This is a genomic window from Sphingomonas sp. R1, assembly GCF_025960285.1.
In the GTDB taxonomy this organism is placed as follows: Bacteria; Pseudomonadota; Alphaproteobacteria; order Sphingomonadales; family Sphingomonadaceae; genus Sphingomonas.
Genome location: NZ_CP110111.1, coordinates 672,986 through 698,309, shown reverse-complemented (window position 1 = coordinate 698,309; position 25,324 = coordinate 672,986). Strand labels below are relative to the sequence as shown.

The 25,324-nt window shown below is 69.3% G+C and carries 25 protein-coding genes, 1 tRNA gene and 2 riboswitches; of the genes, 10 read left to right on the top strand and 16 right to left on the bottom strand.

Annotated features, from left to right (window positions below):
* Positions 1 to 82 precede the first annotated feature (82 nt).
* A tRNA-Ser gene (locus OIM94_RS03390) sits at positions 83 to 172 on the bottom strand.
* 249 nt (positions 173 to 421) lie between these two features.
* Here OIM94_RS03390 and OIM94_RS03385 point away from each other — a divergent pair.
* The 9 genes from OIM94_RS03385 (at position 422) to OIM94_RS03345 (ending at position 8,925) form a co-directional block, all read left to right on the top strand.
* Complete coding sequence (locus tag OIM94_RS03385) at positions 422 to 985, top strand: FxDxF family PEP-CTERM protein (protein ID WP_264608718.1); 564 nt, start codon at positions 422 to 424, stop codon at positions 983 to 985.
* Positions 986 to 1,144: 159 nt separating this feature from the next.
* Positions 1,145 to 2,182, top strand: coding sequence for a lytic transglycosylase domain-containing protein (locus OIM94_RS03380; protein WP_264608717.1), 1,038 nt, complete (start codon positions 1,145 to 1,147; stop codon positions 2,180 to 2,182).
* Positions 2,166 to 3,008, top strand: coding sequence for an SPOR domain-containing protein (locus tag OIM94_RS03375; protein ID WP_264608716.1), 843 nt, complete (start codon positions 2,166 to 2,168; stop codon positions 3,006 to 3,008). Before OIM94_RS03380 ends, OIM94_RS03375 begins: the two co-directional genes overlap by 17 nt.
* 30 nt (positions 3,009 to 3,038) lie before the next feature.
* Positions 3,039 to 4,205, top strand: a complete 1,167-nt coding sequence (locus tag OIM94_RS03370) for a D-alanyl-D-alanine carboxypeptidase family protein (RefSeq protein ID WP_264608715.1) — start codon at positions 3,039 to 3,041, stop codon at positions 4,203 to 4,205.
* Between the two features lie 5 nt (positions 4,206 to 4,210).
* Positions 4,211 to 5,194, top strand: a complete 984-nt coding sequence (locus tag OIM94_RS03365; protein WP_264608714.1) for an AAA family ATPase — start codon at positions 4,211 to 4,213, stop codon at positions 5,192 to 5,194.
* A gap of 45 nt (positions 5,195 to 5,239) precedes the next feature.
* Positions 5,240 to 6,745 (top strand): methionine--tRNA ligase, encoded by a 1,506-nt coding sequence (metG, locus tag OIM94_RS03360; RefSeq protein ID WP_264608713.1) that lies wholly within the window; start codon positions 5,240 to 5,242, stop codon positions 6,743 to 6,745.
* On the top strand, positions 6,742 to 7,521 hold the full coding sequence (locus tag OIM94_RS03355; protein ID WP_264608712.1) for a TatD family hydrolase: 780 nt from the start codon (positions 6,742 to 6,744) through the stop codon (positions 7,519 to 7,521). Before metG ends, OIM94_RS03355 begins: the two co-directional genes overlap by 4 nt.
* Positions 7,522 to 7,540: 19 nt before the next feature.
* On the top strand, positions 7,541 to 8,314 hold the full coding sequence (locus OIM94_RS03350) for an MBL fold metallo-hydrolase (protein ID WP_264608711.1): 774 nt from the start codon (positions 7,541 to 7,543) through the stop codon (positions 8,312 to 8,314).
* Positions 8,311 to 8,925, top strand: a complete 615-nt coding sequence (locus tag OIM94_RS03345; RefSeq protein WP_264608710.1) for a TIGR02281 family clan AA aspartic protease — start codon at positions 8,311 to 8,313, stop codon at positions 8,923 to 8,925. Before OIM94_RS03350 ends, OIM94_RS03345 begins: the two co-directional genes overlap by 4 nt.
* A gap of 201 nt (positions 8,926 to 9,126) precedes the next feature.
* Here the strand turns inward: OIM94_RS03345 and OIM94_RS03340 are convergent, their stop codons facing one another.
* From OIM94_RS03340 to cbiE, 8 genes are read right to left on the bottom strand one after another with little or no spacing between them, the layout of a single operon-like run.
* On the bottom strand, positions 9,127 to 9,537 hold the full coding sequence (locus tag OIM94_RS03340) for a DUF1636 domain-containing protein (RefSeq protein ID WP_264608709.1): 411 nt from the start codon (positions 9,535 to 9,537) through the stop codon (positions 9,127 to 9,129).
* 22 nt (positions 9,538 to 9,559) lie between these two features.
* A complete protein-coding gene (gene bluB / locus OIM94_RS03335; protein ID WP_264609815.1) occupies positions 9,560 to 10,201 on the bottom strand; it encodes a 5,6-dimethylbenzimidazole synthase in 642 nt (213 codons plus the stop codon).
* Entirely contained in the window at positions 10,198 to 10,800 is a 603-nt protein-coding gene (gene cobO, locus OIM94_RS03330; protein WP_264608708.1) for a cob(I)yrinic acid a,c-diamide adenosyltransferase, read from the bottom strand. Before cobO ends, bluB begins: the two co-directional genes overlap by 4 nt.
* On the bottom strand, positions 10,797 to 11,537 hold the full coding sequence (gene cobF / locus OIM94_RS03325) for a precorrin-6A synthase (deacetylating) (RefSeq protein ID WP_264608707.1): 741 nt from the start codon (positions 11,535 to 11,537) through the stop codon (positions 10,797 to 10,799). Before cobF ends, cobO begins: the two co-directional genes overlap by 4 nt.
* The gene (locus OIM94_RS03320; protein ID WP_264608706.1) at positions 11,534 to 12,844 is read right to left on the bottom strand and encodes a cobyrinate a,c-diamide synthase; all 1,311 of its coding nucleotides are present in this window, start codon (positions 12,842 to 12,844) and stop codon (positions 11,534 to 11,536) included. Before OIM94_RS03320 ends, cobF begins: the two co-directional genes overlap by 4 nt.
* Complete coding sequence (cobM, locus tag OIM94_RS03315; protein WP_264608705.1) at positions 12,841 to 13,626, bottom strand: precorrin-4 C(11)-methyltransferase; 786 nt, start codon at positions 13,624 to 13,626, stop codon at positions 12,841 to 12,843. Before cobM ends, OIM94_RS03320 begins: the two co-directional genes overlap by 4 nt.
* Positions 13,623 to 13,970 carry a cobalamin biosynthesis protein gene (locus OIM94_RS03310; RefSeq protein WP_264608704.1) on the bottom strand — a complete coding sequence of 116 codons (348 nt, stop codon included), beginning with the start codon at positions 13,968 to 13,970 and terminating at the stop codon, positions 13,623 to 13,625. Before OIM94_RS03310 ends, cobM begins: the two co-directional genes overlap by 4 nt.
* Positions 13,967 to 15,163: a precorrin-6y C5,15-methyltransferase (decarboxylating) subunit CbiE gene (gene cbiE, locus OIM94_RS03305; RefSeq protein ID WP_264608703.1), complete on the bottom strand. Its 1,197-nt coding sequence runs from the start codon at positions 15,161 to 15,163 to the stop codon at positions 13,967 to 13,969. The genes OIM94_RS03310 and cbiE overlap by 4 nt, the downstream gene beginning before the upstream one ends.
* Here cbiE and OIM94_RS03300 point away from each other — a divergent pair.
* Positions 15,162 to 15,920, top strand: coding sequence for a cobalt-precorrin-6A reductase (locus OIM94_RS03300; protein WP_264608702.1), 759 nt, complete (start codon positions 15,162 to 15,164; stop codon positions 15,918 to 15,920). The two genes, cbiE and OIM94_RS03300, sit on opposite strands and share 2 nt — an antisense overlap.
* Here the strand turns inward: OIM94_RS03300 and cobJ are convergent.
* From cobJ to OIM94_RS03265, 7 genes are all read right to left on the bottom strand, one after another.
* On the bottom strand, positions 15,887 to 16,645 hold the full coding sequence (cobJ, locus tag OIM94_RS03295) for a precorrin-3B C(17)-methyltransferase (protein ID WP_264608701.1): 759 nt from the start codon (positions 16,643 to 16,645) through the stop codon (positions 15,887 to 15,889). The two genes, OIM94_RS03300 and cobJ, sit on opposite strands and share 34 nt — an antisense overlap.
* Entirely contained in the window at positions 16,642 to 17,367 is a 726-nt protein-coding gene (gene cobI, locus OIM94_RS03290) for a precorrin-2 C(20)-methyltransferase (RefSeq protein WP_264608700.1), read from the bottom strand. The genes cobJ and cobI overlap by 4 nt, the downstream gene beginning before the upstream one ends.
* Positions 17,364 to 17,993: a precorrin-8X methylmutase gene (locus OIM94_RS03285; RefSeq protein WP_264608699.1), complete on the bottom strand. Its 630-nt coding sequence runs from the start codon at positions 17,991 to 17,993 to the stop codon at positions 17,364 to 17,366. The genes cobI and OIM94_RS03285 overlap by 4 nt, the downstream gene beginning before the upstream one ends.
* Positions 17,993 to 19,117, bottom strand: coding sequence for a cobalamin biosynthesis protein CobG (locus OIM94_RS03280; protein WP_264608698.1), 1,125 nt, complete (start codon positions 19,115 to 19,117; stop codon positions 17,993 to 17,995). Before OIM94_RS03280 ends, OIM94_RS03285 begins: the two co-directional genes overlap by 1 nt.
* Positions 19,114 to 22,404, bottom strand: coding sequence for a cobaltochelatase subunit CobN (cobN, locus tag OIM94_RS03275; RefSeq protein WP_264608697.1), 3,291 nt, complete (start codon positions 22,402 to 22,404; stop codon positions 19,114 to 19,116). Before cobN ends, OIM94_RS03280 begins: the two co-directional genes overlap by 4 nt.
* Positions 22,405 to 22,419: 15 nt before the next feature.
* On the bottom strand, positions 22,420 to 23,457 hold the full coding sequence (gene cobW, locus OIM94_RS03270) for a cobalamin biosynthesis protein CobW (RefSeq protein ID WP_264608696.1): 1,038 nt from the start codon (positions 23,455 to 23,457) through the stop codon (positions 22,420 to 22,422).
* Positions 23,458 to 23,642: 185 nt separating this feature from the next.
* Positions 23,643 to 23,865: riboswitch (cobalamin riboswitch) on the bottom strand.
* Between the two features lie 28 nt (positions 23,866 to 23,893).
* Positions 23,894 to 24,916: a HoxN/HupN/NixA family nickel/cobalt transporter gene (locus tag OIM94_RS03265; RefSeq protein ID WP_264608695.1), complete on the bottom strand. Its 1,023-nt coding sequence runs from the start codon at positions 24,914 to 24,916 to the stop codon at positions 23,894 to 23,896.
* 177 nt (positions 24,917 to 25,093) lie between these two features.
* Positions 25,094 to 25,314: riboswitch (cobalamin riboswitch) on the bottom strand.
* Positions 25,315 to 25,324: the final 10 nt, after the last annotated feature.

Genomic DNA, 25,324 nt, shown 5'->3' with positions numbered 1-25,324 from the left:
GGCGATTACGTTCGCCACCGGCTCGACCCCTGCCCAGATCCCCTCATCATGGAGCGTACGCAGGTGCGTAGTGGACCACTATTGGCGGAGAGGGTGGGATTCGAACCCACGGTGAGCTTCCACCCACGGCGGTTTTCAAGACCGCTGCCTTAAACCACTCGGCCACCTCTCCGGGTCGCTGGCGGCCCTACCGCCAGTTGGCGTGAGGATCAATCCGCTTCGCCAATCGGCGTTCACCATAATGTCACATCCGAGTCGGTCCGGCCCAAGCGGATAACTTCCTTAACACCTGCAAATCACTGTTTCGCAGCGGGATTCGGTCCCCCAACGGGACCAGCCCTTTGTTGAAGCCGCCGCCGGGATGCGTAGTTCGGAAGAGGCTTACAGCATCCATTCGACACCAGCGGAAACAGAGGGTTTTATGATCAAGAAGCTTCTTCCTGCGGTTGGCGCCATGCTCGCCATCGCCTCCTTCTCGGGCGCGGCGCAGGCTGCCACCACCATCAGCACGAACAAGTTCACCGTCGCGAACATGAACATCGTCGCGGGCACCGACGGCACTTATTCGGCCAATTTCGGTCGTTCGGGCATCGTCGCCGGCAAGTTCGAGGACACCTACAGCTTCACGCTGCCGCAGTATCTGCTGGGCAGCGCCACGCTCAGCACCAGCGCCGTGAAGGTGGGTGGCAAGGATGATCTCGACATCACCTCGGTGTTCTTCAACGGCGTGAAGCTCGCCGCCACCAAGAGCAAGAAGGACCAGAACGAGTCGTTCGTCATCAACGACGTCCTGGTCAAGGCAGGCCAGCTCAACACCATCGTCATCACGGGCATGGGCCGCGGCAACGGCTCCTACGGCGCGCAGGCCGTGTTCGCGCCGGTTCCCGAGCCCGCCAGCTGGGCGATGATGATCGGCGGCTTCGGCTTCGCCGGTGCGGCGATGCGCCGTCGCAGCGCCCGCACCACGCGCGCCGCGCTGGCCTGATCAGGCCGCTCGCACCCTTTGGGTGCGCTGGATCGAAGGACACCGGTCGCGAGGCTCGCGGCCGGTGTTTTTCTATTGGTCGATGCGAGGGCTCGTTTTCGTCGCGTTCTCGGGCGCAGTGCCTTCCGGTTCGCCGCATGCTGTGCAACAGCATCGGGCATGCCGCGCGTTCGTATGTTCCGCACCGGGGTGGCTGCCCTGGCGCTCGCCATCGCTGTCCCGTTTACCGCCGCATCCGCGCAGGATGCCGCCGGGTTTCAGGCCTATCTCCCGACCCTTGCGCAGCAGGCTGCCGCGGCCGGAGTGACCCGGCGAACGATCGATGCGGTCGTTCCGACGCTCGTCTACAATGCGCGGGTCGTCGAGCTCGACCGACAACAGCCGGAAAGCAGTCCCAACGCGCCCATTCCGGCCTTTGCGCCCTACCGCGCCCGCCATGTCGACGCCGATCGTGTCGCGCGGGGCCGCGCGGCCTATCAGCGCGCCCGTGGCCGGCTCTCGGCGATCGAGCAACAGACCGGCGTCCCCGAATCGATCATGGTCGCGATCTGGGGGCACGAGACCAACTATGGCCGGGTGATGGGAGGCTTCGATCTGCCCCGCGCGCTCGCTAGCCTCGCCTATGAGGGGCGCCGCCGCGCGTTGTTTACCGACGAGTTCATCGCCACGCTGAAGATGATCGACCGCGGCGTCCCGCGCGACAAGCTGGTCGGCAGCTGGGCGGGCGCGTTCGGGGGGCCGCAATTCCTCCCCAGCGTCTATCTACGTCTCGCGCGCGACGGCGATGGCGACGGCATCGCCGACATCTGGAGCAGCGACGCCGATACGCTGGCGTCGATCGGGGCCTATTTCGTCGATGCCGGGTGGCGCGCCGGGCAGCCCTGGGGGTTTGCCGTCTCGGTACCCGCTTCGCTCGATCGCCGCCTGATTGCCAGCCGCACCTCCAGCCCGCGCTGTGCGCGCGTGCATAGCCGCCAAAGCCAGTGGAAGACGATGGCGGAATGGCGCGCCCTCGGCGTGGTGCCGCAATCCCGTGCCTGGCCCGCCGACGACATCCTGGCGACGCTGATCGAGCCGGACGGGCAGGGCGCCACCGCCTATCTGCTGACCGGCAATTACCGGGTGATCCTCGACTATAATTGCTCGAATTTTTACGCTTTGTCGGTAGGCCTCTTGGCCGATGCAGTGGAACGCTAGACCCTTTACGCTTGCCCTTTCGCTGGTTGTCGCAGCGAGCGCGCATGCCCAGGATGCCGATCCGGCCGCCACCGCGAGCGGCCCGCACGGCACCTCGCAGCTCGAGCCCGGCGACGGCCGATACGACGCGGTCGGCTATGCCGCCATACAGACCTTTGGCACGGCAGCCCTTGCCATCAGCCCGAACCTGCCGGTCGAAAGCTATGCCGAGGTAACTGCGCTCGACAACGGCAGGACCATCCTCGTCCGTATTGCCGAGACCGCGGAAGCCCCGGGCGCGATCGCCGCGCTTTCCGAAGGGGCGGCCAGCCAGCTGGGCGTGCCCGCTAACCGGCTGGTGGCGGTGCGGATCCGGGCGGTGCGCCCCTCGACCGAAGACCAGGCAGCCCTGCGCAGCGCCGGTGCCGCGCAGCCGCGCATCGATTCGCCGCCCGCCCTGCTGCGGGCGCTCCGCCTGCAGTTGCCACCCATGCCGGCGGCGCCGGGTGAACCCCTGCCACCGCCACCCCCGCCACCGTCCGACCCGATCGTGGACGTCATGCCGCATCCCGCACCAGGCACCGTGTCGCCTCCCAAAGCCCGGAAGGTGGCAGGTCCGGTCGCCGCGAAGTCGGCTCAGGGCCGCTATCTGGTGCAGGTTGCCGCACTTTCTTCATCGGAGCGCGCGACTGCGCTTGCCCAAAAGCTACGGGGCTTCGTAAAGGCAGGAGGCGGGCTCTACCGCGTCCAGCTCGGCCCCTTCGCCACGAAGGAGGCTGCGGAGCGGGCACGGGCAGGGGCCGTTCGGGCCGGGTTTGGAGATGCGCGCCTCGCGTCGGTCCGATAGGGGTTATTCTCGCGTTCTGGACCGATCATCATGAAGAAGCTCGCCGCCATCTCGTTCCTGGCGCTCGCCATCGCCGCACCGCTGCAGGCCGCCGGGCCGGATTTCCCGACGCCCGCGCCGATCGCCTATATGGAGGACATGTCCTCGGGCGCGGTGCTGTTCGCCAAGGATGCCGATCGCCGCATGCCGCCGGCCTCGATGGCGAAGATGATGACGGTCTATGTCGCGTTCGACCTGATCAAGAAGGGCGAGCTCAAGCTCGACCAGAAGATCGAGGTCCGTCCCGAGACCTGGAAGAAGTGGCACTCGCAGGGCTCGACCATGTTCCTCGGCGTCGGCGAGCAGCCGACCGTGGCGGACCTGCTGAAGGGCATCGTGACGCTCTCGGGGAACGATGCCTGCGTCGTACTGGCGGAAGGCATTGCCGGCACCGAGGAGGGCTTCGTCAACCTGATGAACGATCGGGCGAAGAAGATCGGCCTCACCAACAGCCATTTCGGCACGTCGAACGGCTGGCCCGACGAAGGCCGCACCTATGTGACCGCACGCGACCTGGCGCACCTCGCCGCCGCGACGATCCGCGAGTTCCCGGACCTCTATAAGTCCTTCTATTCGCTGCCGAGCTTCAAATGGGGCAAGACCCTGGGCGCCGGCGCGGATATCGAGCAGGGCAACCGCGATCCGCTGCTCGGCAAGGTGCCGGGTGCCGACGGCCTCAAGACCGGCCACACCGAAGAGGCCGGCTATGGCTTTACCGGCTCGGCCGAGCAGAATGGCCGTCGCCTCGTGATGGTGGTCGCCGGGCTCGACAGCTATAGCGGTCGCGCCGACGAATCCGTGCGCTTCATGCGCTGGGGCTTCGCTGCTTGGAGCACCAAGCCGGTGGTGAAGAAGGACCGCACCGTCGGCACCGTCGACGTGCAGGGCGGCACCGCGAACCATGTCGCGGTCGTCGCGCCGCGCGACCTCAACATCACGCTGCCTTCGGGGCTGAGCCCCAAACTCGCCGGCAAGATCGTCTATCAGGGGCCGGTCAAGGCCGGCTTCCACAAGGGCGATCATATCGCCGACCTGATCATCGAAGGCGAAGGCATGCCACAGCAGGTGCTGCCGCTGGTCGCCGCCGAGGATGTCGGCCAGGCGGGCTTTTTCGGCCGCGCCTGGGCGGGGCTCATGTCGCTGCTCCACCTGGCCTGACCCCGTTGACCCCGGCCCTGATCGGCAACCAACCGGCGCGTGATGCGCTCGCCGCCGCCATGGCGAGCGGCGCGTTGCACCATGCCTGGTTGATTGCCGGGCCGGAGGGCGTAGGGAAGGGTGCCTTCGCCCGCATCGCCGCCGCGCGGATGCTGGCCGAGGCCGCCGAGCCCGATCGGCTGCTGCCGGGATGGGACGTGCCGGAGACAACCCGCACCGCGAGCCTGATCGCCGCGGGCAGCCACCCGGACCTCAAGATCCTCGCCCGGCTGCCCAAGGATGCCGACAAGCCCGACGAGGCGCTCGCCCGCTCGATCACCATCGCGCAGGTGCGCAGCCTCCAGCCGCTGTTCGCCACCAAGCCGTCGCTCAGCCCGCGCCGGGTGGTGCTGATCGATGCGATCGACGATCTCGAACGCGCCGGCGCCAATGCGCTCCTCAAGAACCTCGAGGAGCCCCCGGCGGGCACGATCTTCCTGCTGGTGAGCCATGCGCCGGGGCGTCTGCTGCCGACGATCCGCTCGCGCTGCCGGCTGCTGCGCTTCGAACCGCTGAGCGATACCGAGACGACGACCGTGCTCCGGCGCCAGATCCCCGAGGCGAGCGAGATCGAGATCGCCGCGCTGGTCGAGGCGGCCGAAGGGTCGCCGGGACGCGCGATGCGCTTCGCCGGGCTCGACCTGTCGGCGCTGGAGGCGGACATGGCGCAGCTCGCCGATGATGGCGATCCGGACAATGCGCTGCGCACCCGGCTCGGCCGCCAGCTTGGGCTGAAGACCGCCCAGCCGCGCTACGAGGCGTTTCTGGAGCGTACGCCCAGCTTCATTGCCGCGCGGGCGAAGCGGCTGGAAGGCGACGCGCTGCGGACCGCGCTAGACGCCTATGCCGCCGCGCGGGAGTTGGCAGGTGCGGCGCTGGGTCTTTCGCTCGATGCGACGGCGACGGTGTTCGAGATGAGTGGCATCCTCGCCCGTCTCGCGCGGCGCTGAGCGTACCAGTTGCCCGTTGCTGCGCCGCATCCTAAAGCGGCGGGCATGGCTGACCCCTTCTACATCACCACCGCGATCCATTATCCCAACGGCAAGCCGCACATCGGCCACGCCTATGAGATGATCGCGGCCGACGCGATCGCGCGCTTCCAGCGCCAGCAAGGTCGCGACGTGTTCTTTCAGACCGGCACCGACGAGCATGGCCTCAAGATGGTGCAGACCGCCCGCGCCCGCGACCTGACCGCGCGCGAGCTCGCCGACGAAATGTCCAACCATTTCTGTGTCATGTCGGAAACACTGGATATTTCGTGCGATCGTTTCATTCGCACTTCCGAGGCCGATCACTACCGCGCCAGCCAGGCGATTTGGGAAAAGATGGCAGCCAAGGGTGACCTGTATCTCGATCGCTACGAGGGCTGGTATTCGGTCCGCGACGAAGCCTTCTACGAAGAGAAGGAGCTGGTCGAAGGGGAAGGGGGCCAGAAGCTCTCGCCGCAGGGCACCCCGGTGGAGTGGACCAAGGAGGAGACCTGGTTCTTCCGCCTGTCCAAATATCAGCAGCCCTTGCTCGACTTCTATGCCGCCAACCCCGACTTCATCCGCCCGGAATCGCGCCGCAACGAGGTGCTGCGTTTCGTCGAGGGCGGCCTGGTCGATCTCTCGGTCAGCCGCACCAGCTTCGACTGGGGCGTGCCGGTGCCGGGTTCGCCGGGCCATGTGATGTATGTCTGGGTCGACGCGCTGACCAACTATCTGACCGGCGCCGGATTCCCCGACGATGCCGAGCGGCTGGCGCGCTACTGGCCGGCCGACCTGCACCTGATCGGCAAGGACATCGTCCGCTTCCACACCGTCTACTGGCCGGCGTTCCTGATGTCCGCCGACATCGCGCTGCCGAAACAGGTGTTCGGCCACGGCTTCCTGCTCAACCGCGGCGAGAAGATGTCGAAGTCGGTCGGCAACGTCGTCGATCCGATGGAGCTTGCCGAGACCTATGGCGTCGACGCGCTGCGCTACTTCCTGCTGCGCGACGTGAGCTTCGGGCAGGACGGCACGTTCAGCGACGAGGCGATCGTCACCCGCGCCAACGCCGATCTATCGAACAGCTTCGGCAATCTGGCGCAGCGCACGCTGAGCTTCATCGCCAAGAATTGCGAGGGCGTGGTGCAGGCGGGTCGCGCCGAGGATGCCGATGCGGCACTGCTCGCGGAAGTCGACACGGCTTGCGCCGGCTTCACCCGCGCATTTCAGGATCTGGCACTGAGCCAGGGCGTTGAGGCGTGGATGACCGGCGTGTTCGCCTGCAACCAGTATATCGACGCCCAGGCGCCCTGGACGCTGCGCAAGACCGATCCGGAGCGCATGCACGCGGTGCTCGGCACGCTGCTCACGGCAATCCGGCGCCTTGGCGGGACCATCGCGCCGGTGGTGCCGACCTCGGCGGCCAAGCTGCTCGATCAGCTCGGCCCGGTGGGCGACGCAGACTTCAAGATCGCGGCGCCGACCCCCATCTTCCCGCGACTTGAACTGAAAACCTCCGAGGACGCATGAAGCTCGCCGACAGCCATTGCCATCTGATCTACAAGGGCCTTGGCGAGCAGCAGCCCGAGGTGCTCGCCCGCGCACGTGACGCCGGCGTGGTGGCGATGCTCAACATCTCCACGCGCGAAAATGAATGGGACCAGGTGATCGCCGTCGCCGAGCGTGAGGCGGATGTCTGGGCCAGCGTCGGCATCCACCCGCACGAGGCGGACACGCACCCCCATGTCGACACCGCCAAGCTGGTCGAACGCGCGCGGCACCCGCGCGTGGTCGGCATCGGCGAAAGCGGGCTCGATTATTATTACGACCACAGCGACCGCGATCGCCAGCGCGCGAGCTTCCGCGCGCACCTCGCGGCATCGCGGGAAACTCAGCTCCCGATCATCGTCCATACTCGCGACGCCGAGAAGGACACGGCGGAAATCCTGCGCGAGGAAATGGGGAAGGGGGCTTTCCCGGGGGTGATCCACTGTTTCACGGCGAGCCGCGCCTTTGGCGAGATCGCGCTGGAGCTCGGCTTCTATATTTCGATTTCGGGGATCGTGACGTTCAAGAACGCCAAGGATCTCCAGGAAACGGCGGCCGCACTGCCGCTTGACAGGCTGTTGATCGAGACCGACGCGCCGTTCCTCGCGCCGGTGCCGCACCGGGGCAAGACCGGTGAGCCGGCGTTCGTGGCGGATACCTGCCGCTTCCTCGCCCAGCTTCGCGGCGAGGATCCCGAGATGCTCGCCGAGGCGACCCGCGCCAACTTCCACACGCTTTTTGCCAAGACGCTGGCATGAACGCGGGAGGGATGCACCCATGCTGAGCATCCGCATCCTCGGATCGGGTACTTCCTCGGGCGTTCCCCGCATCGGCCCCGATTGGGGTGCCTGCGACCCCGCCAACCCCCGCAACCGCCGGACCCGCGCATCGGTGCTGGTGCGCAGCAGCACCACCGCGATCCTCGTCGACACCAGCCCGGACATGCGCGAACAACTGATCGCCGCACAGGTATCCGACATCGATGCCGTGCTCTGGACGCACGACCACGCCGATCATTGCCATGGCATCGACGATCTTCGCCAGGTGATGCACGCCCGAAGCGGCGAACCCGTGCGCGGTCTCGCACGACCGTTCACCTTCGAACAGCTTTGCAAGCGCTTTCCATATGTGTTTGAAGGGAGGGGAAAATACTATCCTCCGGTCGTCGCGATCGAGCCGTTGGCGGATCGGTGCACGATCGGCGACATCTCCGTTCGGGTGGTGGACCAGCCCCATGGCGGGATCACCTCGGCCGGCCTCCGGTTCGAAGCTGGTGGCAAGGCTATCGGCTATGCCACGGATTTTCATGACCTGACGGCGGAAATGCGCGCGCTGTACGCGGAGCTCGACCTGTGGGTTGTCGACGCGCTGCGTCGCGCGCCGCACCCCACCCATCCGGACCTGAACTCCGTGCTCGGCTGGATCGACGAGCTTCGCCCACGGCATTCAGCACTGGTCCATATGGATCATTCCATGGACTATGCGACGCTCGTCGCCGAGCTGCCCGCAGGCGTCGAGCCTGGCTATGACGGACTGGAGCTGCACGCGTGACCGGCTTTCAAGGCGTGAATCTTGTATGGTTGATCGCCGCTCTGGTACTGGTGGTCAGCGCGCTGTCGGTGCGCCGCATCGGGTTCGGCCTGTTCGTGCGGACGCTGCTCGGCTGGGCGGTGATCGTGCTGGTCGTCGTGTTCGCCATCGGGCACCGCTACGAACTGGCGGCGGCATGGTCCGCGCTGAACAATCGGCTCGGCCTGGAGGACCAGCGGGTCGAAGGCGATACGGTACGGATCCGGATGAGCCCGGACGGCCATTTCTGGGCGCGCGTGACGCTGAACGGCATCGAACGCCGTATGCTGATCGACAGCGGCGCAACGGTGACGGCGATCTCGGAACAGACCGCGCGCAAGGCAGCGGTCGCGCTCTCGGACGGCCTGCCGGCGATCATCGAGACGGCCAATGGCAGCGTCGCTGCACGGCGTGGCCGGATTGGAAAGGTGGCGCTGGGGCCGCTTGCGATGCGCGACCTGGGCGTCGTCGTATCGCAGAATTTCGGCGACCTCGACGTGCTCGGCATGAACTTTTTGTCGCGTCTGCACAGCTGGCGGGTGGAAGGCAATGTCCTGGTCCTGGAACCGAAGGCCGCGTCGGGCACGACGTGACGTACGCGTAACGCGGGATGGCTGCCAAGCCAGTCTGAAGTTTACATAATGTGTATTATCAATTTCAGCATATGTGGCAACTGCGGGGCTAGTCCGAGCCCTTAGCCGGTTGGAAAACCGCAGTGCCGGTAGTCTCACCGTCAGCCCGACATTGCGCGTCGATCCGCGGTGCCGCGTATCCATGCCGAAGCTATTCCATTCTCATCCCTCCACCAGCTGGCCTTCGGGAGGCACGCGCACGATAAAGTGGCCCTTCACACCCTGCGGCCATTGCGCGAACGGCACGCGGCCATGGTCGCTCTCGGCATAATGGGCAGCATAGTCGAGGATCGCCTGGGCCGCATCGGCGTCCGGGCCGAAGCGTCCCAGCACATAGCCGACCTTGCCGGGCGCACGAAGATGAACGGTGCAATGGTCCGCACAGGCGAACAGGCACGGCATCTGCTGGATCGCGATACCGGCATAGCGCGGATCGGCATCGCGCAGCGCGGTCAGTGCGTCCGCCAGCACCGCACCGCCGCGCCTGCCCTCCGCATCCTCGCGCGCTTCGGCGGAAAAGCGGCAGGTGTTGCACACCACGATGGCGGGGCCGTTTTCGACCGGGGTCAGCATTCAGGATCCTCCTTATTGACAGTCAGCGATCGAACAGCCGTTCGGCAAGCGCCTCGCGTGCCTGCCAGCCACGGCGTTCGAGTTCGGGAATGGCGGCAGGCTCGGCCGGATAGCCGAGACAGAGTAGCGCGATCAGCGTCCAGTCCTGCGGCACGTCGAGCAGGGCCGTCACCGTCTCGGGCTCAAGGATGGAGACCCAGCCCAGGCCGATACCCTTGGCGCGCGCCACAAGCCATAGCGTGTGGATCGCCGTGACGCAGGAATAGTGCAGCATCTCCGGCATGGTGGCGATGCCGAGGCCATGGCCTGCCTGCGGGGCCGGGTCGCAGAATGCCGCCAGCAGCACAGGGGCCTCGCGAAGGCCGTGGAGCTTCAGTGCGCGATAGGCCTGCCCCGCCGCCCCCCCATAGGCACGCGCGGCGCGTGCATTGGCCGTGTCGACATGCTCGGCGAGCGCCGTGCGCCGCGCAGGCGACCGCACCCGCACGAGCCGCCAGGGCTGCGCATTGCCGACCGACGGCGCCAGCATCGCCGTTTCGAGCAGTGCCGCCACCTCTTCCTCGGCAATGGGGCGATCGGCGAAATGACGGACGTCGCGGCGCCAGCGGAGCAGCAGCTCGAACTGCGCCCGGAACGCGGGATCGAAGGCGGGCGGCGCGGTCAGAACTCGATGCCCTTCTGCGCCTTCACCCCCGATCGGAACGGGTGCTTCACCTGCAGCATCTCGGTCACCAGATCGGCCGCGTCGATCAGCGGCTCGGGCGCGTTGCGGCCGGTAGCGATGACATGCTGCATCGGCGGACGTGCGGCGAAGACCTGCAGCACCTCGTCGAGCGGCAGATAGTCGTAGCGCAGCACGATGTTGAGCTCATCGGCCAGCACCACGTCGTACGAAGGATCGGCGATCATCCGCCGCACTTCCTCCCAGGCGGTGCGGGTGACGGCGATGTCGCGGGCGCGGTCCTGCGTATCCCAGGTGAAGCCCTCCCCCATCGGCTTGAACTCCACCTGCTGCGGAAAGGCGTCGAACACCGCCTTCTCGCCGGTGGCCATCGCACCCTTGATGAACTGGACGACGCCCACCTTCATCCCGTGGCCGATCGCGCGGACCACCATCCCCATGGCGGCGCTGCTCTTGCCCTTGCCCTTGCCGGTATGGACGATGAGGAGCCCCTTCTCCTCGGTCTTGGTCTCCATCATCGTGGCGCGCGCCGCCTGGATCTTTCGCATCTTCTCGGCATGGGCGGCATCGTCGCGGGTCATGGTTGGTCCTTTCGAAGCAGATAGATGTCCATGATCCAGCCATGGCGGGCGCGCAGCGCGGCGCGGGTCGCGGCGATTCGCGGGCCCGCCTCGGCAAGCGGCCCGTGGTCGAGCGCCTGCCGGGACATGCCGAGAAAGGCGCCCCACCAGATGCACAGGCCGGCGGGATCGAGCGTCTCGAACGCGCAGCCGCCGTCGAGCATCACCACCAGCGTCTCGGCATAAGGCGGCCAGCCCTGTGCGCGCAGCAGCCGTCCGGTGGTGATCGCAACCGTGCCCGCCAGCGCGTTGAGCGGTATCCCATGCGCCGCCGTCAGCGCCTGGACGCTGGTGATGCCGGGCACCACGCGCACCGACATGCCAGGCAGCCGTGCGGCGATCCGCAGCGTGCTGTCGTAGAGCGAGGGATCGCCCCAGACGAGCAGTGCCACGCAACCGCCGCCGGGCAGGCGCGCCTCGATGGCAGCGCGCCAAGCCGCGGCGATGGCATCGTGCCAGGCATGGACTGCCTGGACATAGTCGCCCTCCCCCGCCCGTACCGGCATGTCGAACTCGGTGATCGGCACCGTGCGCGTGAGCACGGCGGCGCAGATCGCGTGGCGTAGATCGGCGAGGTCTGCAGCATGTTCCTTGCGCGGGATGAGGATGAGGTCGGCGGTGTTGAGCACCCCTACGGCCTCTCGCGTCAGATGGTCCGGATTGCCTGTTCCGATGCCGATCAGCTGGAGCGCGATCATGCCGCAGCCGCGATCAGGTGGAAGAAGCTGCCGGTCACCCGCTCGCGTACCGATCCGGTTTCGGGGACCGGGTTCCCGTCGGCATCCGTCACCGTCGCCAAGGCTGCATCGACCTGCGACACGATCGTCGCATAATGAAACTCATGCCCGCTGAGGTGAATGCCGGCGGCGAGACTTGCGATGGGCGCGGCCAGTGTCGCGCGGCGATAGCCGAGATGCAGGCGGCGCTGGGCATGGCTGGTGACGAGGCCGAGCAGACCCGCCATGCGATGCGCCGTACCGTCCTTGTCGATGAGCGCCTCGCCCAGCACCATGTACCCGCCGCATTCGCCGTGCACCGGGCGCGTCTCGGCATGGCGGCGCAGGGCATCCAGGCAGGTGGTTGCCGCGGCGATGGTGCCCGCATGAAGCTCGGGATAGCCGCCGGGCAGCCACACCAGATCCGCTGCGGGATCGGGGGCTTGGTCCGCCAGCGGCGAGAAAGGCAGAATCTCGGCCCCTGCCTGTCGCCAGCCCTGAAGCAGATGCGGGTAAAGGAACGAGAAGGCGGCATCCTGCGCGATCGCGATGCGCTGCGCCGGCGGGGGTGGCAGTCGACCGTCGGGCGCAGCCACGCCCGCCCCCGCCGCTGCACGCCGAAGGGCGTGGAGATCGACATGGGCCCGGACGAACGCTGCATAGTCCGCGATGCGACGATCGAGATCGGGATGCTCCACCGCCTGGACGAGGCCGAGGTGACGCTCGGGCAGAACCAGATCCGCGCGCCGCGGCAGCGCACCCAGTACCGGGAGACCGGCCGCCGCCATGCCGACCCGTACCAGCCGCTCGTGGCGCGGGCTGGCGACGCGGTTGAGGATCACACCGGCAAAGGGCAGCGCGGAATCGAGCCGGGCAAAGCCCAGCGCCGTCGCGGCGGCGGACTGCGCCTGCCCCGACACGTCCAGCACCAGCACCACCGGCCACCCCATTCGCCGGGCCAGATCCGCCGTCGCGCCCGTCCCGCTCGCACCCGACGAGGCCACCCCGTCGAACAACCCCATCGACCCTTCGGCCAGCACGAGGTCGGCGCCCTCGCCGCGCGCCGTGATGGCGCCGAGCAGCCCCTCGTCCATCGCCCAGCTGTCGAGGTTGAACGAGGGGCGACCGCAGGCCGCGCGGTGGAAGGCCGGGTCGATATAGTCCGGACCGTTTTTGAACGGCTGAACGGCAAGTCCGTCCTCCGCCAGCGCGCGCAGCAGGCCCAGCATCACCGTGGTCTTGCCGCTTCCCGAGGCCGGGGCGGCGATGATCACGCCAGGCGGGATCATTCGGCGGACTCCGCAAAGCGCGAGCCGACATCTTGCGGACGGAAGCGGCGGTCATAGCCGGCAGCGTAGAGTCTGCTTGCGCCGAAATGCTCCCCGCCGAGCACCGGCCCGACTAGGATCAGCGCGGTCCGTTCCATGCTGCCGGCGACCGCCGCCACGATGGTCGCCAGCGTCGCGCGGACGATGCGTTGATCGGGCCAGCTCGCGCGCCATACCACCACCACCGGGCAGTCCGCGCCGTAGTCGGGCAGGAGGTCGGCAACGACCTGTGCCAGATTGTGGATCGAGAGATGGATCGCCAGCGTCGCCCCGCTGGCCGCGAAGGTCGTCAGGCGCTCCCGCTCGGGCATCCGGCTGGCACGACCGGGGGTCCGGGTGAGCACCAGCGATTGCCCGAGCTCGGGCAGGGTCAGTTCGGCTTCCAGTGCCGCCGCCGCCGCCGCGAATGCGGGCACGCCCGGGGTAACGGTGAACGGGATGCCGAGCGCGCGCAGTCTGCGCAGTTGCTCGCCCATCGCCGACCACACCGAAAGATCCCCCGAATGCAGCCGGGCGACATCCTGGCCGCCCGCATGCGCGGCAACGATCTCGGCGACGATCGCGTCGAGATCGAGCGGGGCGGTATTGACGATGCGCGCGCCCGGCGGACAGTGGGCGAGGATCGCCTCCGGGATCAGCGAGCCTGCATAAAGACATACCGGGCTCGCGGCGATGAGGTCGCGGCCACGCAGGGTCAGCAGGTCGGCCGCGCCGGGGCCGGCGCCGATGAAGTGGACGGTCATGCTCGGGGTCCTTCGGCAAGGGCGCAGGTCGCCATTCGATCGGGAGAAATGCAGCGCGGCGCCAAGAGCCGCGCGCCGGGTCCGGCGGCGAGCAGCGCTGCGGCTTCCGCGACGCTGCCGGTGCCGCGCGCAGCAAGGCTGGCGGGCGAGCGGGTCGGCGTCGCGACCTGTGCGATGCCCGTGGCTGCGATCACGGGCAGCCCGAGGCCGCGGAGCAGCGGCAGCTTGTCCGCTACGCTCGCGACATGGGTAACCGGCGGCGCACCGGCTTGCGCCAGTGCCAGCGCCGCCCGCAGCGACTCCAGCGTTGCGCCGCTGCGAAAGCCAAAGCCCGCGACGATCATCGCACGATGCTCCACTGGACCACCGGATAGCGGGCCTTCCAGCCATGACGGCCACCGAGCGGCGCGGCATCCGCCAGTTCGATGCGGAGCAGAGTGCCGCCGACGCGCCCATGCCACTGGGCCAGCAGCGCCTCGGACTCCAGCGTCACCGCATTGGCGACCAGCCGCGTGCCCTGCGGAAGACGCCCCCAAAGCGCCGCCAGCAGCGACGGGGACAGCCCTCCGCCGATGAAGACCGCGTCGGGCATGCCCTCTGGCAGCATTTCGGGCGCGCGTCCGGTGCGGACGTCCAGCCGGTCCGCGCCGAGCGTGGCGGCGTTGGCGCGCGCGCGCTCGGCGCGGGCCGGATTGGCCTCGATCGCCACAGCGCGATTGGCGGGGTGGGCCAGCAGCCATTCGATCCCGATCGAGCCCGAGCCGGCGCCGATATCCCAAAGCAACTCGCCGGGGCGCGGCGCGAGCGCGGCAAGGGTCAGCGCGCGAACCGGCTGCTTGGTCAGCTGGCCGTCCGAGGCGAACCAGACATCCGGTCGGCCGTTGGTGGCGGGCAGCACGGCGCCGTCCCCGCGAACCTCGATCCCGAGCAGCACCGGGTGCGCGACATCGGCGAGCGCGAACGATGCAGCGATCGTCTGCCGGACCCGCTCGCGTGCGCCCCCCAGCGCTTCCAGCACGTGCAGTGTGGAGCCGCCGAAGCCGGTCTCCGCCAGATAGCGCGCCACCTCGCCCACCGCGGCCCCATCGCGAACCAGCACCATCAGCCGCTGGCTGGGCGCAAGATGGGGCCGGAGGCGCGCGCACGGCGCCGCATGGAGCCCGAGGCACGTGGTTTCCTGAACCGCCCAGCCAAGCCGTGCCGCGGCGATCGCGAAGCTGGCGGCCGCGGGATGCGCGATCCATTCGCCGGGCGCGAGATGCCGTGTGACGCTGGTGCCGGCGCCGAACCAGAAGGGATCGCCCGACGCGAGCAGCACCACCCGGCGCCCGCGCTGGGCGAGCAGCAGCGGGATGCCTTCTGCAAACGGCACTGGCCATTCCACCGTCTCGCACCTAAGCCCCGGCAGCAGCGTGAGATGGCGGGGTGCGCCCATCACCAGCTCGGCCGCGTCGAGCGCTGCGCGGGCGGCGTCAGACAGGCCGCTCGCGCCGTCTTCGCCGATCCCGAGGATCGTCAACCAGGGGAGCTCAGCCATGCCGAACGTCCTGCTGCTCGGCGGCACCACCGAAGCAAGCGGCTTGGCACAGTTGCTCGCGGCGCACCGTATCCCGACGATGCTGAGCTATGCCGGCCGGACCGAACGGCCCCGGGCGCAGCCGGTGCCCGTGCGGGTCGGCGGCTTTGGCGGGGCGGACGGCCTTGCGGCCTATGTGCGGGACCATCGGATCACCCATCTGGTCGATGCCACGCACCCCTTCGCCGCGACGATGAGCGGCAATGCGGTCGCGGCGGCAGCGGCGGCAGCGATCCCCCTGCTCGCCCTCACCCGCCCGGCCTGGACCGCGCAGCCCGGGGATCGCTGGCAGCATGTGCCGGACATCCCGGCGGCCGTCGCGGCGCTGGACGGGCCGGGTCGCCGCATTCTGCTGGCGCTTGGCCGGATGCACGTCGCGGCCTTCACCGCGCAGCCGCAGCATCGCTACGTCCTGCGCTTCGTCGATGCCCCCAGCCAGGCCCCGGCACTGCCGAACCACGCGCTGATCGTCGATCGCGGCCCGTTCACGGTCGCGGGCGACAGCGCGCTGATGACGGCGCACGGCATCGATCTGGTCGTTTGCAAGAATGCCGGCGGCAGCGGTGCGGAGGCCAAACTGATTGCGGCACGGACGCTGGGCGTGCCCGTCCTGATGATCGACCGACCCGTGCTGCCGACCCGCGCGGAAGTGACCGATCCGCAGACGGTGCTCGATTGGCTGGATCATGCGCCCGCCGCCACGAAGCGCGGCGTGTAAAGGATCGGCTGGCCCGCGCGGGCAATCGTCCGCGTCGTGCTAGAGCCGAGGATCACCATCGTCCGCATGTCCGCCATCTCTGCACGCGCTTCGCCGAGCGGCATGCTGCACAGCGCTTCCTCCGGGGTGGAAACGGCGCGGGCGAACAGGATCGGACGCGCCGGGCCGCAGCATTCCAGCAGCAGCGCCAAGATCCGCGCAAAGCCCTCGGGCCGGGCGCGGGAGCGCGGATTGTAGAAGGCCATGGCGAAATCCGCCTCGGCGGCGAGCCGCACGCGCTTCTCGATCAGCGTCCAGGGCTTGAGATTGTCCGAGAGGTTGATCGCGCAGAAGTCATGGCCAAGCGGCGCCCCTGCGCGCGCGCTTGCCGCCAGCATCGCGGTGATGCCGGGCAATACGCGGATGTCGAGCGCGCGCCACGGGCTGGGGCCCGCCTCGAGCGCCTCGAACACCGCGGACGCCATTGCGAACACGCCGGGATCGCCTGAGGATACCACCACCACGCGCCGCCCCTCCGCCGCCATACGGAGCGCCAGCGCTGCGCGATCTAGCTCCACGCGGTTGTCCGAGGCGTGCAGCGTCAGCCCGGCGCGCGGCGCAACCCTGGCGACATAGGGCACATAGCCGACCACGTCGGTCGCCTCGGCCAGCGCCGCGCCGACTTCGGGCGTCACCAGTGCCGCGTCCCCCGGCCCGAGCCCTGCAATGGCGAGCCAGCCGCTCATGGCCGCCGCCCCTGCCCGTGGATCAGCAGGATCGAGAAATAGGGCGTGACGCTGGTCGCCTCGACCAGCGGGGTCACCCGTTGGTCGGGCATCGCCGCATGCTCGACCAGCCAGGCCTGGGCCTCGCGGCCCGCTGCCACTACTGCCCGGCGCAGCTTGGCGAGGTGGCGCCCGATCTTCATCACCACCAGCGCATCGGTATCACGGATGCGACGGACCAGTTCGTCCTCGGGAAGCGTCGCCATGGCGATGGTGAGGACGTCGTCGCCCCAGGTGATCGGCTGACCGGTGGCATTCCACGCGCCCGCCATTCCCGTGATCCCGGGCACCACTGCCACCGGCACCTGCCCCGACAATCGGGAATGCAGGTGCATGAACGAGCCGTAGAAGAACGGATCGCCCTCGCACAGCACCACCACGTCCTCGCCCGATCGAGCAAGGGCCAGCAGCCTGTCGGTACAGGCGGCGTAGAAGGCTGAAAGGCAAACATTGTAGCGCGGATCGCTGACCGGGATCTCGGTCGTCACCGGATATTCCATGGCCAGCTCGACCGCATCGGGGCGCAGCATGCCCTCGGCGATGCGGCGGGCCTGGCCGGGGCGCCCTGCCTTCCGGAAATAGGCGACATGGCGGGCGCCGCGTACCAGCCGATCGGCGCGGACGCTCAGCAGGTCCGGCGCGCCGGGGCCGAGGCCGACGCCGTGGATGGTCCCGATGCTCATTCGGTGTCGCTCGCCAGCGCGTTGACCGCGGCGACGGTGACCGCGCTGCCGCCCAGCCGCCCCTCGACGACGCAGCACGGCACCGGTGGTGCGGCCCATAGCGCCGCCTTCGATTCCACCGCCCCGACAAAGCCGACCGGACAGCCGATGATCGCCGCCGGGCGCGGGCAACGCGGGTCCTCCAGCATGTTAAGCAGGTGGAACAGTGCGGTCGGCGCGTTGCCGATCGCGACCAGCGCGCCGGCGAGATGCGGTCGCCAGCGCTCCAGCGCGGCCGCGGAGCGCGTATTCGCCATCGCCTTGGCGAGCGCCGGCACCTCCGGATCGTGGAGGGTGCAGAGCACCGGGTTGCTGCGCGGAAGCCGGGCACGGGTGACCCCTTCCGAAACCATCCGCGCGTCGCACAGGATCGGGGCGCCAGCCGCCAGCGCCGCGCGCGCTGCTGCGGCGAACCCCGGCGAGAAGCGGAGATGCGGCGCCAGCCCCACCATGCCCGCGGCGTGGATCATCCGCACCGCAACGGGTTCCTCCTCGGCGGAAAAGCGCGCGAGATCGGCCTCCGCGCGGATCGTGGCGAAGGACTGGCGATAGATGGCGGCGCCATCGGTTTCATAGACGTGCGGCATCAATCGGTTCCGAACAGGGCGAGCAGCGCCGCGGCGCTCAGGGCAGCATGGCGCGGGGGGGCATCGGCGCGGGCATCGAAGGCAAGGTCGTAGCGGCCGGCGCGACCGGTCACCGTCACCTCGGCCGGCGCGGCGCGGGCACAGCCTTTGGCGCAGCCGGAGACATGCAGACGTCCCGAAACCAGCGGCGCCAGTCGACGCGCCAGCGCGCGCGTCTCCGCCTGGGCCTGCGGGCAGGCGGGGTCGCCGACACAGGCATCGGTCCGCAGCATCGCGCTGGCCGGGTCCGTGACCAAAGCGGCGTCGGCCGGCGGCACCCCTTCCGCCAGCAGCAAGCGCCACGGCGTCACGCGCACGGCGGCGATGCCACTGGCGGCCAGCCGCGCCATGCCGGAAGCGTCAATCTGGCCGAACGCCAGCCCCACCGCCGCGCCGAGCGGATGCGGTCCGGGTTTCGTTCTCGGGCCAGGTTCCGCGGGCACCATGCTGCCCGCAGCGAAGGGCGGCAATGCGGCGGCATGCCGGCGCATCCGCCCCGCCGCGGCGCCCCCGCTTGCAATGAACCAGCCGGCTAGCGCCAGCAGCGCCTCCGCCTCCTGCCCGCGCGCCACCGCCGCGCCGGTCATGTGGCCGTCGGCGCGGAGCAGCAGCTGTCCATCGGCGCCGCGCTCGATCCGGAAGTCGCCAGGCGTATCGGCAAGCTGCGGTCGCGGACCTGCATCGACGACAAAGCCCATCTTGCCGGGCAGATCCGGCAGGTCATCCAGCCGCTCCCCGAGCGCGGTCGCGATGCGATGGGTGTCGTCGCCCGGCATCCAGTCGGGTGCGACCAGCAGGTTGCGGCGTTCCTCGATCCGCGGTTCGGTGTCGACCAGGTCGAGCGCGATGAGCTGCGCCAGCAGCGCCGGCCACCCCTGCTCGGACACGCCGCGCAGCTGAAGATTGGCGCGGCTGGTCACGTCGATCAGGCCGTTGCCCTGTACCGCTGCGGCGTCGGCCAGACCTGCGAGCTGGCCGGAGGTCAGCCGGCCGAGGCGCGGCTTTACCCGCACCAGCAGGCCATCGCCCGCCGCCATCGGACGCCACGCATCCGGGCACCAGCCCCGCACCGCGAAGTCGCTCATGCAGCGCCTCCCAGATCCGCGAGGATCGAGTTGCGCCGCGTATTCCACAGGCCCGACCGATGAAGCGCGGCGAAGCGGGCTTGCATCGCCGCCAGCGCCGCCGGGTTCTCGCGGGCGAGAAAGTCGAGCACCGCAGGCGTGCCGAGCGTTGCGTCGAAATAGAGGTCGAACAGCTGCGCCGGGACCGCGCCGGCGAGATGGGCGAAGCTGCCCAGGTGATCGAGCGTCGCCGCGATCTCCGCCGCACCCCGGAACCCGTGGCGCATCATGCCGGCGATCCAGCCGGGATGAGCGGCGCGGCTCCGGACGACCCGTGCCAGCTCCTCGGTGATCGGCCGCGCAACGGGTTTCGCGGTATTGCGGGCATCGAGGTGGTAGAGCGCCGCCTGCCCCCCGGCCAGCGCCTTGGCCGCCGCGAACCCCGCCTCGTGCGCGGCATAGTCCGCGGCGAGCAGCAGATCGGTTTCGGGCAGGTCCTGGAGGTGCACGAAGGCGTCCGCTGCGGCGACGCGGGTGCGGATGCCGTCCGCATCCTGCTGCATGTGGGGCGCGTCGAACGCATGATCGGATGCGGCGAGCCAGGCGGCCCCGGCGGCCACGCGTGCGGCGTCGGTGTAGGTTTCGCCCGCGTCGCCCAGCCGGAGCCCGTAGCTGCCCGGCTGCGGGCCATAGACGCGGGGCGTGGCGATGGTGCCGGCAAAGGGGTTCCACGCCGCCGGCTCGTCGCGCGCTGCCAGTGCCCGCACGGCCTGGCCGAACAGCTGGGGCAGAACGGGGAAGGCATCGCGGAACAGGCCGGAGATGCGCAGCGTCACGTCGATCCGCGGGCGGTCAAGCGCGGCAAGCGGCAGGATCTCCACCCCCGTCACCCGCTCCGAGGCATGGTCCCACAAGGGTGCGGCGCCGAGCAGGTGCAGCGCCATGGCGAACTCCTCGCCGGCGGTGCGCATCGTTGCCGATCCCCACAGATCGACCACCAGGCCTCGCGGATACTCGCCGTGATCCTGCAGGTGCCGACGGATCAGTTCGTCGGCCAGCACGATGCCCTGCGCATGGGCGGCGCGGCTCGGCACAGCGCGCGGATCGATGGCATAGAGATTGCGCCCGGTCGGCAGCACGTCGCTGCGCCCGCGGAACGGCGAACCGGCGGGCCCGGCCGGCACCCGCCGGCCGGCCAAGCCCGCCAGCAGCCCCTGCCGCTCCGCCGTCCCGCACGCGCCGCGTCCGAAGACATGAAGCCCGTCGCCGAACTGGCCCTCCTTCACGTCACAGACGAAGCGATCGATCCGCGTGATGGCCTCGGCGGTGCTCGTGGCGTCTTTCAGCCCGAGCTCGGCCTCCAGGCCGACCGCACGAGCCTCGTCGCGGATCGCCGCCTGGAGCCGATCGCGCCGCGCCGGGTCCAGCCCGACCGCGTTGGAGAATTCGTCGAGCAGCGCCTCGATCCGCCCGAGCCCCGCCCCGCTGCCCGCCGTCTTCAACGGCGGCGGGAGATGTCCGATCGTCACGGCCCCCACCCGCCGCTTGGCCTGTGCAGCCTCGCCGGGATCATTGACGATGAAGGGATAGAGGATCGGCATGCTGCCGGTCAGCGCCTCGGGCCAGCAGGCGTCGGAGAGCGCGACTGCCTTGCCCGGCAGCCATTCCAGGGTGCCGTGCGCACCGACATGCACCAGCGCGTCGATCCGCTGCGCCTGCAGCCAAAGATAGAAGGCGACATAGGCGTGGCGCGGCACGCGAGCCGTGTCGTGATAGCTGTCCTCGCGCGTCTCCGCGGCGCCGCGTTCGGGCTGGAGCGCGATCAGCAGCGAACCGCGGCGGATCGCCGGGAACCGGAACCGGCCGCCGCGCACCTGGGGATCGTCTTCCGGTGCGCCCCATGTCGCCGCCAGCGCGGCGCGCAGCGGCTCGGCCAGCCCGGCAAGCGCCGTGCGATAGGCGTCGAGCGGCCAGCACAGGCCTTCGGCCTGAAGGCTGGTGGCGAGGTCGGCAACCGCCTCACCCAGATCGGCGGCGATCGCTTCGGCCGACGCAAGCGCGTCCAGCCCCACGGCATGGGCCAGTTGCCACGTCTTGCCCGGATAGGTGGACAGGACCAAGGCGATCCTTCGCTCGGCAGGCGGCGTGGCGGCGAGCGCGATCCAGCCCGCGACCCGCGCGACGATCGCCTCGATCCGGTCCGCCTCGGCGCGGTGAACGGTGCGCGCAAACCCCAGTGCCGCGTCGCGAGGCTCGGCCTGTTTGAAGCTGGCGACCCCGGCGAACAGGCGCCCATCGATCTCCGGCAGCACGACGTGCATCGCGAGGTCTGCCGGCGACAGCCCACGATCGGATGCCGCCCAGGCATCGCGCGGCGCGGTCGCAAGCGCGATCTGGAACACGGGGACACCGGCAGCATCGAGCGGCGAGTGACCGGCGTCGTCGCGCGCCGAAAAGGCAGTGGCGTTGACGATGGCGGCGGGTGCCAGGTCTCGCACCCAGGCGTGCACCGCCGCGCGGGCGTCCGGCGCCTTGAGGGACGGCACGAAGATCGAGAGCGTGTCGAAGCCCGTACGCTCGAAGGTCGCGTGCAACGCCACGAACGGATCGACGTCGCAGGCGGCGAGGTAGGAGCGGTAGAATAGGATCAGCACCAGCGGGCGACCGGTGCGGGTCCAGACTTGCTTGGCGGTCGCCCCACCCACTTCGTCCTCCCCGCCTTCGCGGGACTGGCCGGTGGAGGGCAAGAAAGCGCCATATTCCGGATGCCACAGGCCGAATGCGGGCAGCGGGGTGAAGGCGGCGCTATCGCCGCTCTCTACCCCCGCCGCGTTCGCCAATACCCCCAACGCCGCCTGCGCGGACTCGGCACCGCCGGCATCGCAGAGCGCCGCCAGTTTCCGCAGGACCTCGGTCGAGACGGTGGAGGCCCGATCCAGCCGTTCGTCCGCACGCCCGTCCGCCGGCAGCACTGCGAGCGCAATGCCGCGCTCCTTTGCCAGCGCCTCGACCTGCTGCAGCCCATAGCTCCAATAGGGCATGCCGCCGATCAGCCGGATCAGGATGCCCTTAGCCCCCGACAGCGTCCGCTCGACATAGGTATCGACCGACAACGGGTGCATCAGCGCCGCGAGGTTTGCCAGCCGCAGCGACCGGAGCAGATGCTTGCAGCCATGCCACGCCGCCGCGAACGCGCCGAGATCGCTGTCTGAAAAGGACAGCACCACCAGGTCCGCGGGCGGCTGCCCGAGGTCCTGGGGCACGGCGTTTTCCTCCAGCCCGTGCGTCTCGCGGAACAGGACGTGCATCGCGGCGTGCCCGGCTCAGCCGGCCAGCACCGCGCGAAAGGCGCGCGCGTCCACATGGTCGTGCTCGGCAATCGCAACCAGCGCCGTGCCGCGCGGCTCGCCCGGCCGCCACGGGCGGTCATATTGGTGCCGCACCCGCGACCCCACCGCCTGCACGAGCAGTCGCATCGGCTTGCCGGTCACCGCCGCATAGCCCTTTACCCGCAGCACCTTGTACTCGCGCGCCAGCCGCTCGATGCGCTCGACAAGCTCGGCGGGATCGGCGATCTCGCCGAAGGTGACGACGGTGCTGTCGAAATCCTCATGCTCGTGATCGTCGGCGCCGTCATGGTGCGACGGGCGCGCGGCAAGATCGTCCTCGGCGGCGGCGGCCAAGCCCAGGATCACCCGCGGATCGATCGCGCCCTCTTGGATCTCCACCACCGGCACCGGTCGCGGCGCCTCGGCGGCGATCACCGCGCGGGCGGCCGCGACGCCCGCTGGGCCAGCGAGATCGGTCTTGGTGAGCAGCACCATGTCGGCGCAGGCGAGTTGGTCCTCGAACACTTCGGCGAGCGGCGTCTCATGGTCTATCCCAGGATCGGCCGCGCGCTGCGCCTCCAGCGCCCCGAGATCGGGCGCGAACCGGCCCTCGGCGACGGCTTCGGCATCGGCCAGCGCCAGCACGCCGTCCACCGTGATGCGGCTGCGGATCGCCGGCCAGTCGAATGCCTTGAGCAGCGGCTTGGGGAGGGCGAGACCCGAGGTTTCGATGAGGATGTGGTCGGGGCGCGGCTCCAGCGCCAGCAGCCGCTCGACCGTGGGGATGAAATCTTCGGCAACGGTACAGCAGATGCAGCCATTCGCGAGCTCGACGATGTTCTCCGCCGGGCAATCGGGGATCGCGCAGGATTTCAGGATCTCGCCGTCGACGCCCAACGTCCCGAACTCGTTGACGACCACCGCGAGGCGGCGCCCCCCGGCGTTCTGGATCAGGTGCCGGATCAGCGTGGTCTTGCCCGCACCGAGAAAGCCGGTGACGATGGTGACGGGAACCTTCGCAAGGTCGGTCATGATATCTTCCTCCCGCGCCCGAGCGAACACGCGGAGGGACTTGCCGGACGAGCGTCCGGCCGGCGCGCGACGACGGGCGGGCGCGAAGGACGCCCGACACCACGCGACCGTGCAGCCCCAGCCGCACAGCTTCGTCGCTCGAACGGAAGCAGATACCGTGCCGCGGCCATCCCCTGGACCAAGGCAAGAGCGACCGTTGCGCCGGCAGGTCTCCTGGCTTGCGGGTCACGGCACGCTGCACGCCTTCCCAGGCCGTGCCGGCCCAGTGGCTGCCCCTCGCAGGGGGCCAGTGCATCGCGCTATCCGCTCACAGTTGCAGGGACAGCCGCGGATTTGGGAAGCCAGGCTCCCCGCACCGCATTCCCGATTAAGCCCGTTCTACCGGGCACCGGCGCGATCATTTGCGAAGGTTCCTGCGGAACCCTCTGGCCCGGCTCTAGCCGCGCACCTCGATCTCGTCCAGCCTCTGCCAGCGATAGATGGCAAAGCTCGCCAGCCAGCAGCCGACGAACAGGCCGATGATCGCAAAGCCGAGCCCGTTGAAATGCGCGCCGAGGTCTGCCGCGAGGCCGAAGGCGCCGCCTGTCCAGCCCATCTTGTCTCCGATCAGCGCCAGCGTCTCGATGCCCCCGATCACGATCGCGACGAGCGCGGAAATCAGCGTGATGGTGACGTTGTAGTAAAGCTTGCGGATCGGCTTGACGAACGCCCATTGATAGGCGCCGAGCATCACCACCCCGTCCAGCGTGTCGACCAGCGCCATCCCCGCCGCGAACAGCGCCGGCAGCACCAGCAATGTGCCGAGCGAGACGCCATGGGCGGCCTGCCCCGCCGACATGCCCAGGATCGCCACTTCGGTCGCGGTGTCGAACCCGAGCCCGAACAGAAAGCCGAGCGGCGCCATGTGCCAGCTCTTGCCGACCAGCCTGAACATCGGCCCGAACAGCTTCGACAACGGCCCGCGTGCCGCGAGCAGCAGGTTGAGGTCGTCCTCGACATAGGCGCCGCCCGCGCGGACGTGCTGGAACGTCTTCCACACCGATCGCAGGAGGATCAGGTTCATGCCCGCGATGGCGAACAGGAACAGCGCCGACACGCAGGTCGCGACCACCCCGCCCAGTTCCTTGAGCGCCCCCATCCCCGCCAGCGCATGGGTGGTAAGCGCGATGCCGGTCGATGCGATGGCGATGATCCCCGAATGGCCGATCGCAAACCACAGCCCGGTCGCGATCGGTCGCTGCCCGTCGTTCATCAGCTTGCGAGTGACGTTGTCGATCGCCGCGATGTGATCGGCGTCGACGGCATGGCGCAGGCCCAGCCCCCAGGCGAGCAGCGCGGTGCCGAGCATGAGCGGCTGGGCGTGGTACAGGGCAAGGGCCCAGCCCCAGGCGGCGAGATTGGCGGCGACCAGCCCTGCAAGCAGCAGGGCGACGCGCAGACGCAAGGCAGGAACGGGCAAGAGGCAGTACTCCGGCGGCGTCGAGCGACCAGACGGGAGCCCACCGCGAACGGCCGGCAGCGCGTCCCGGCCGGACGCCTGCCAGGCGACCGGGCCACGCAACCGCAAGCGGCCCCCGCCGCTTCGTGCGTCGCTCAGACGGAATACACCGTGCCGCGGCCATCCCCTGGACCAGGGCAAGAGCGACCGGACGCCGGCAGGTCTCCTGGCTTGCGGGTCACCGCGCGCTGCACGCCTTCCCAGGCCGCGAGGCCCAGTGGCTGCCTCTCAAAAGGAGGCCAGTGCATCGCACTATCCGCTTACAGTTGCAGGGACAGCCGCGGATTTGGGGAAGCATGTCCCCCGCACCGCATTCCCGATTAAGCCCCGATAAGGGCACCGGCGCGATCAGCCGCCTGCCTAGGCCAA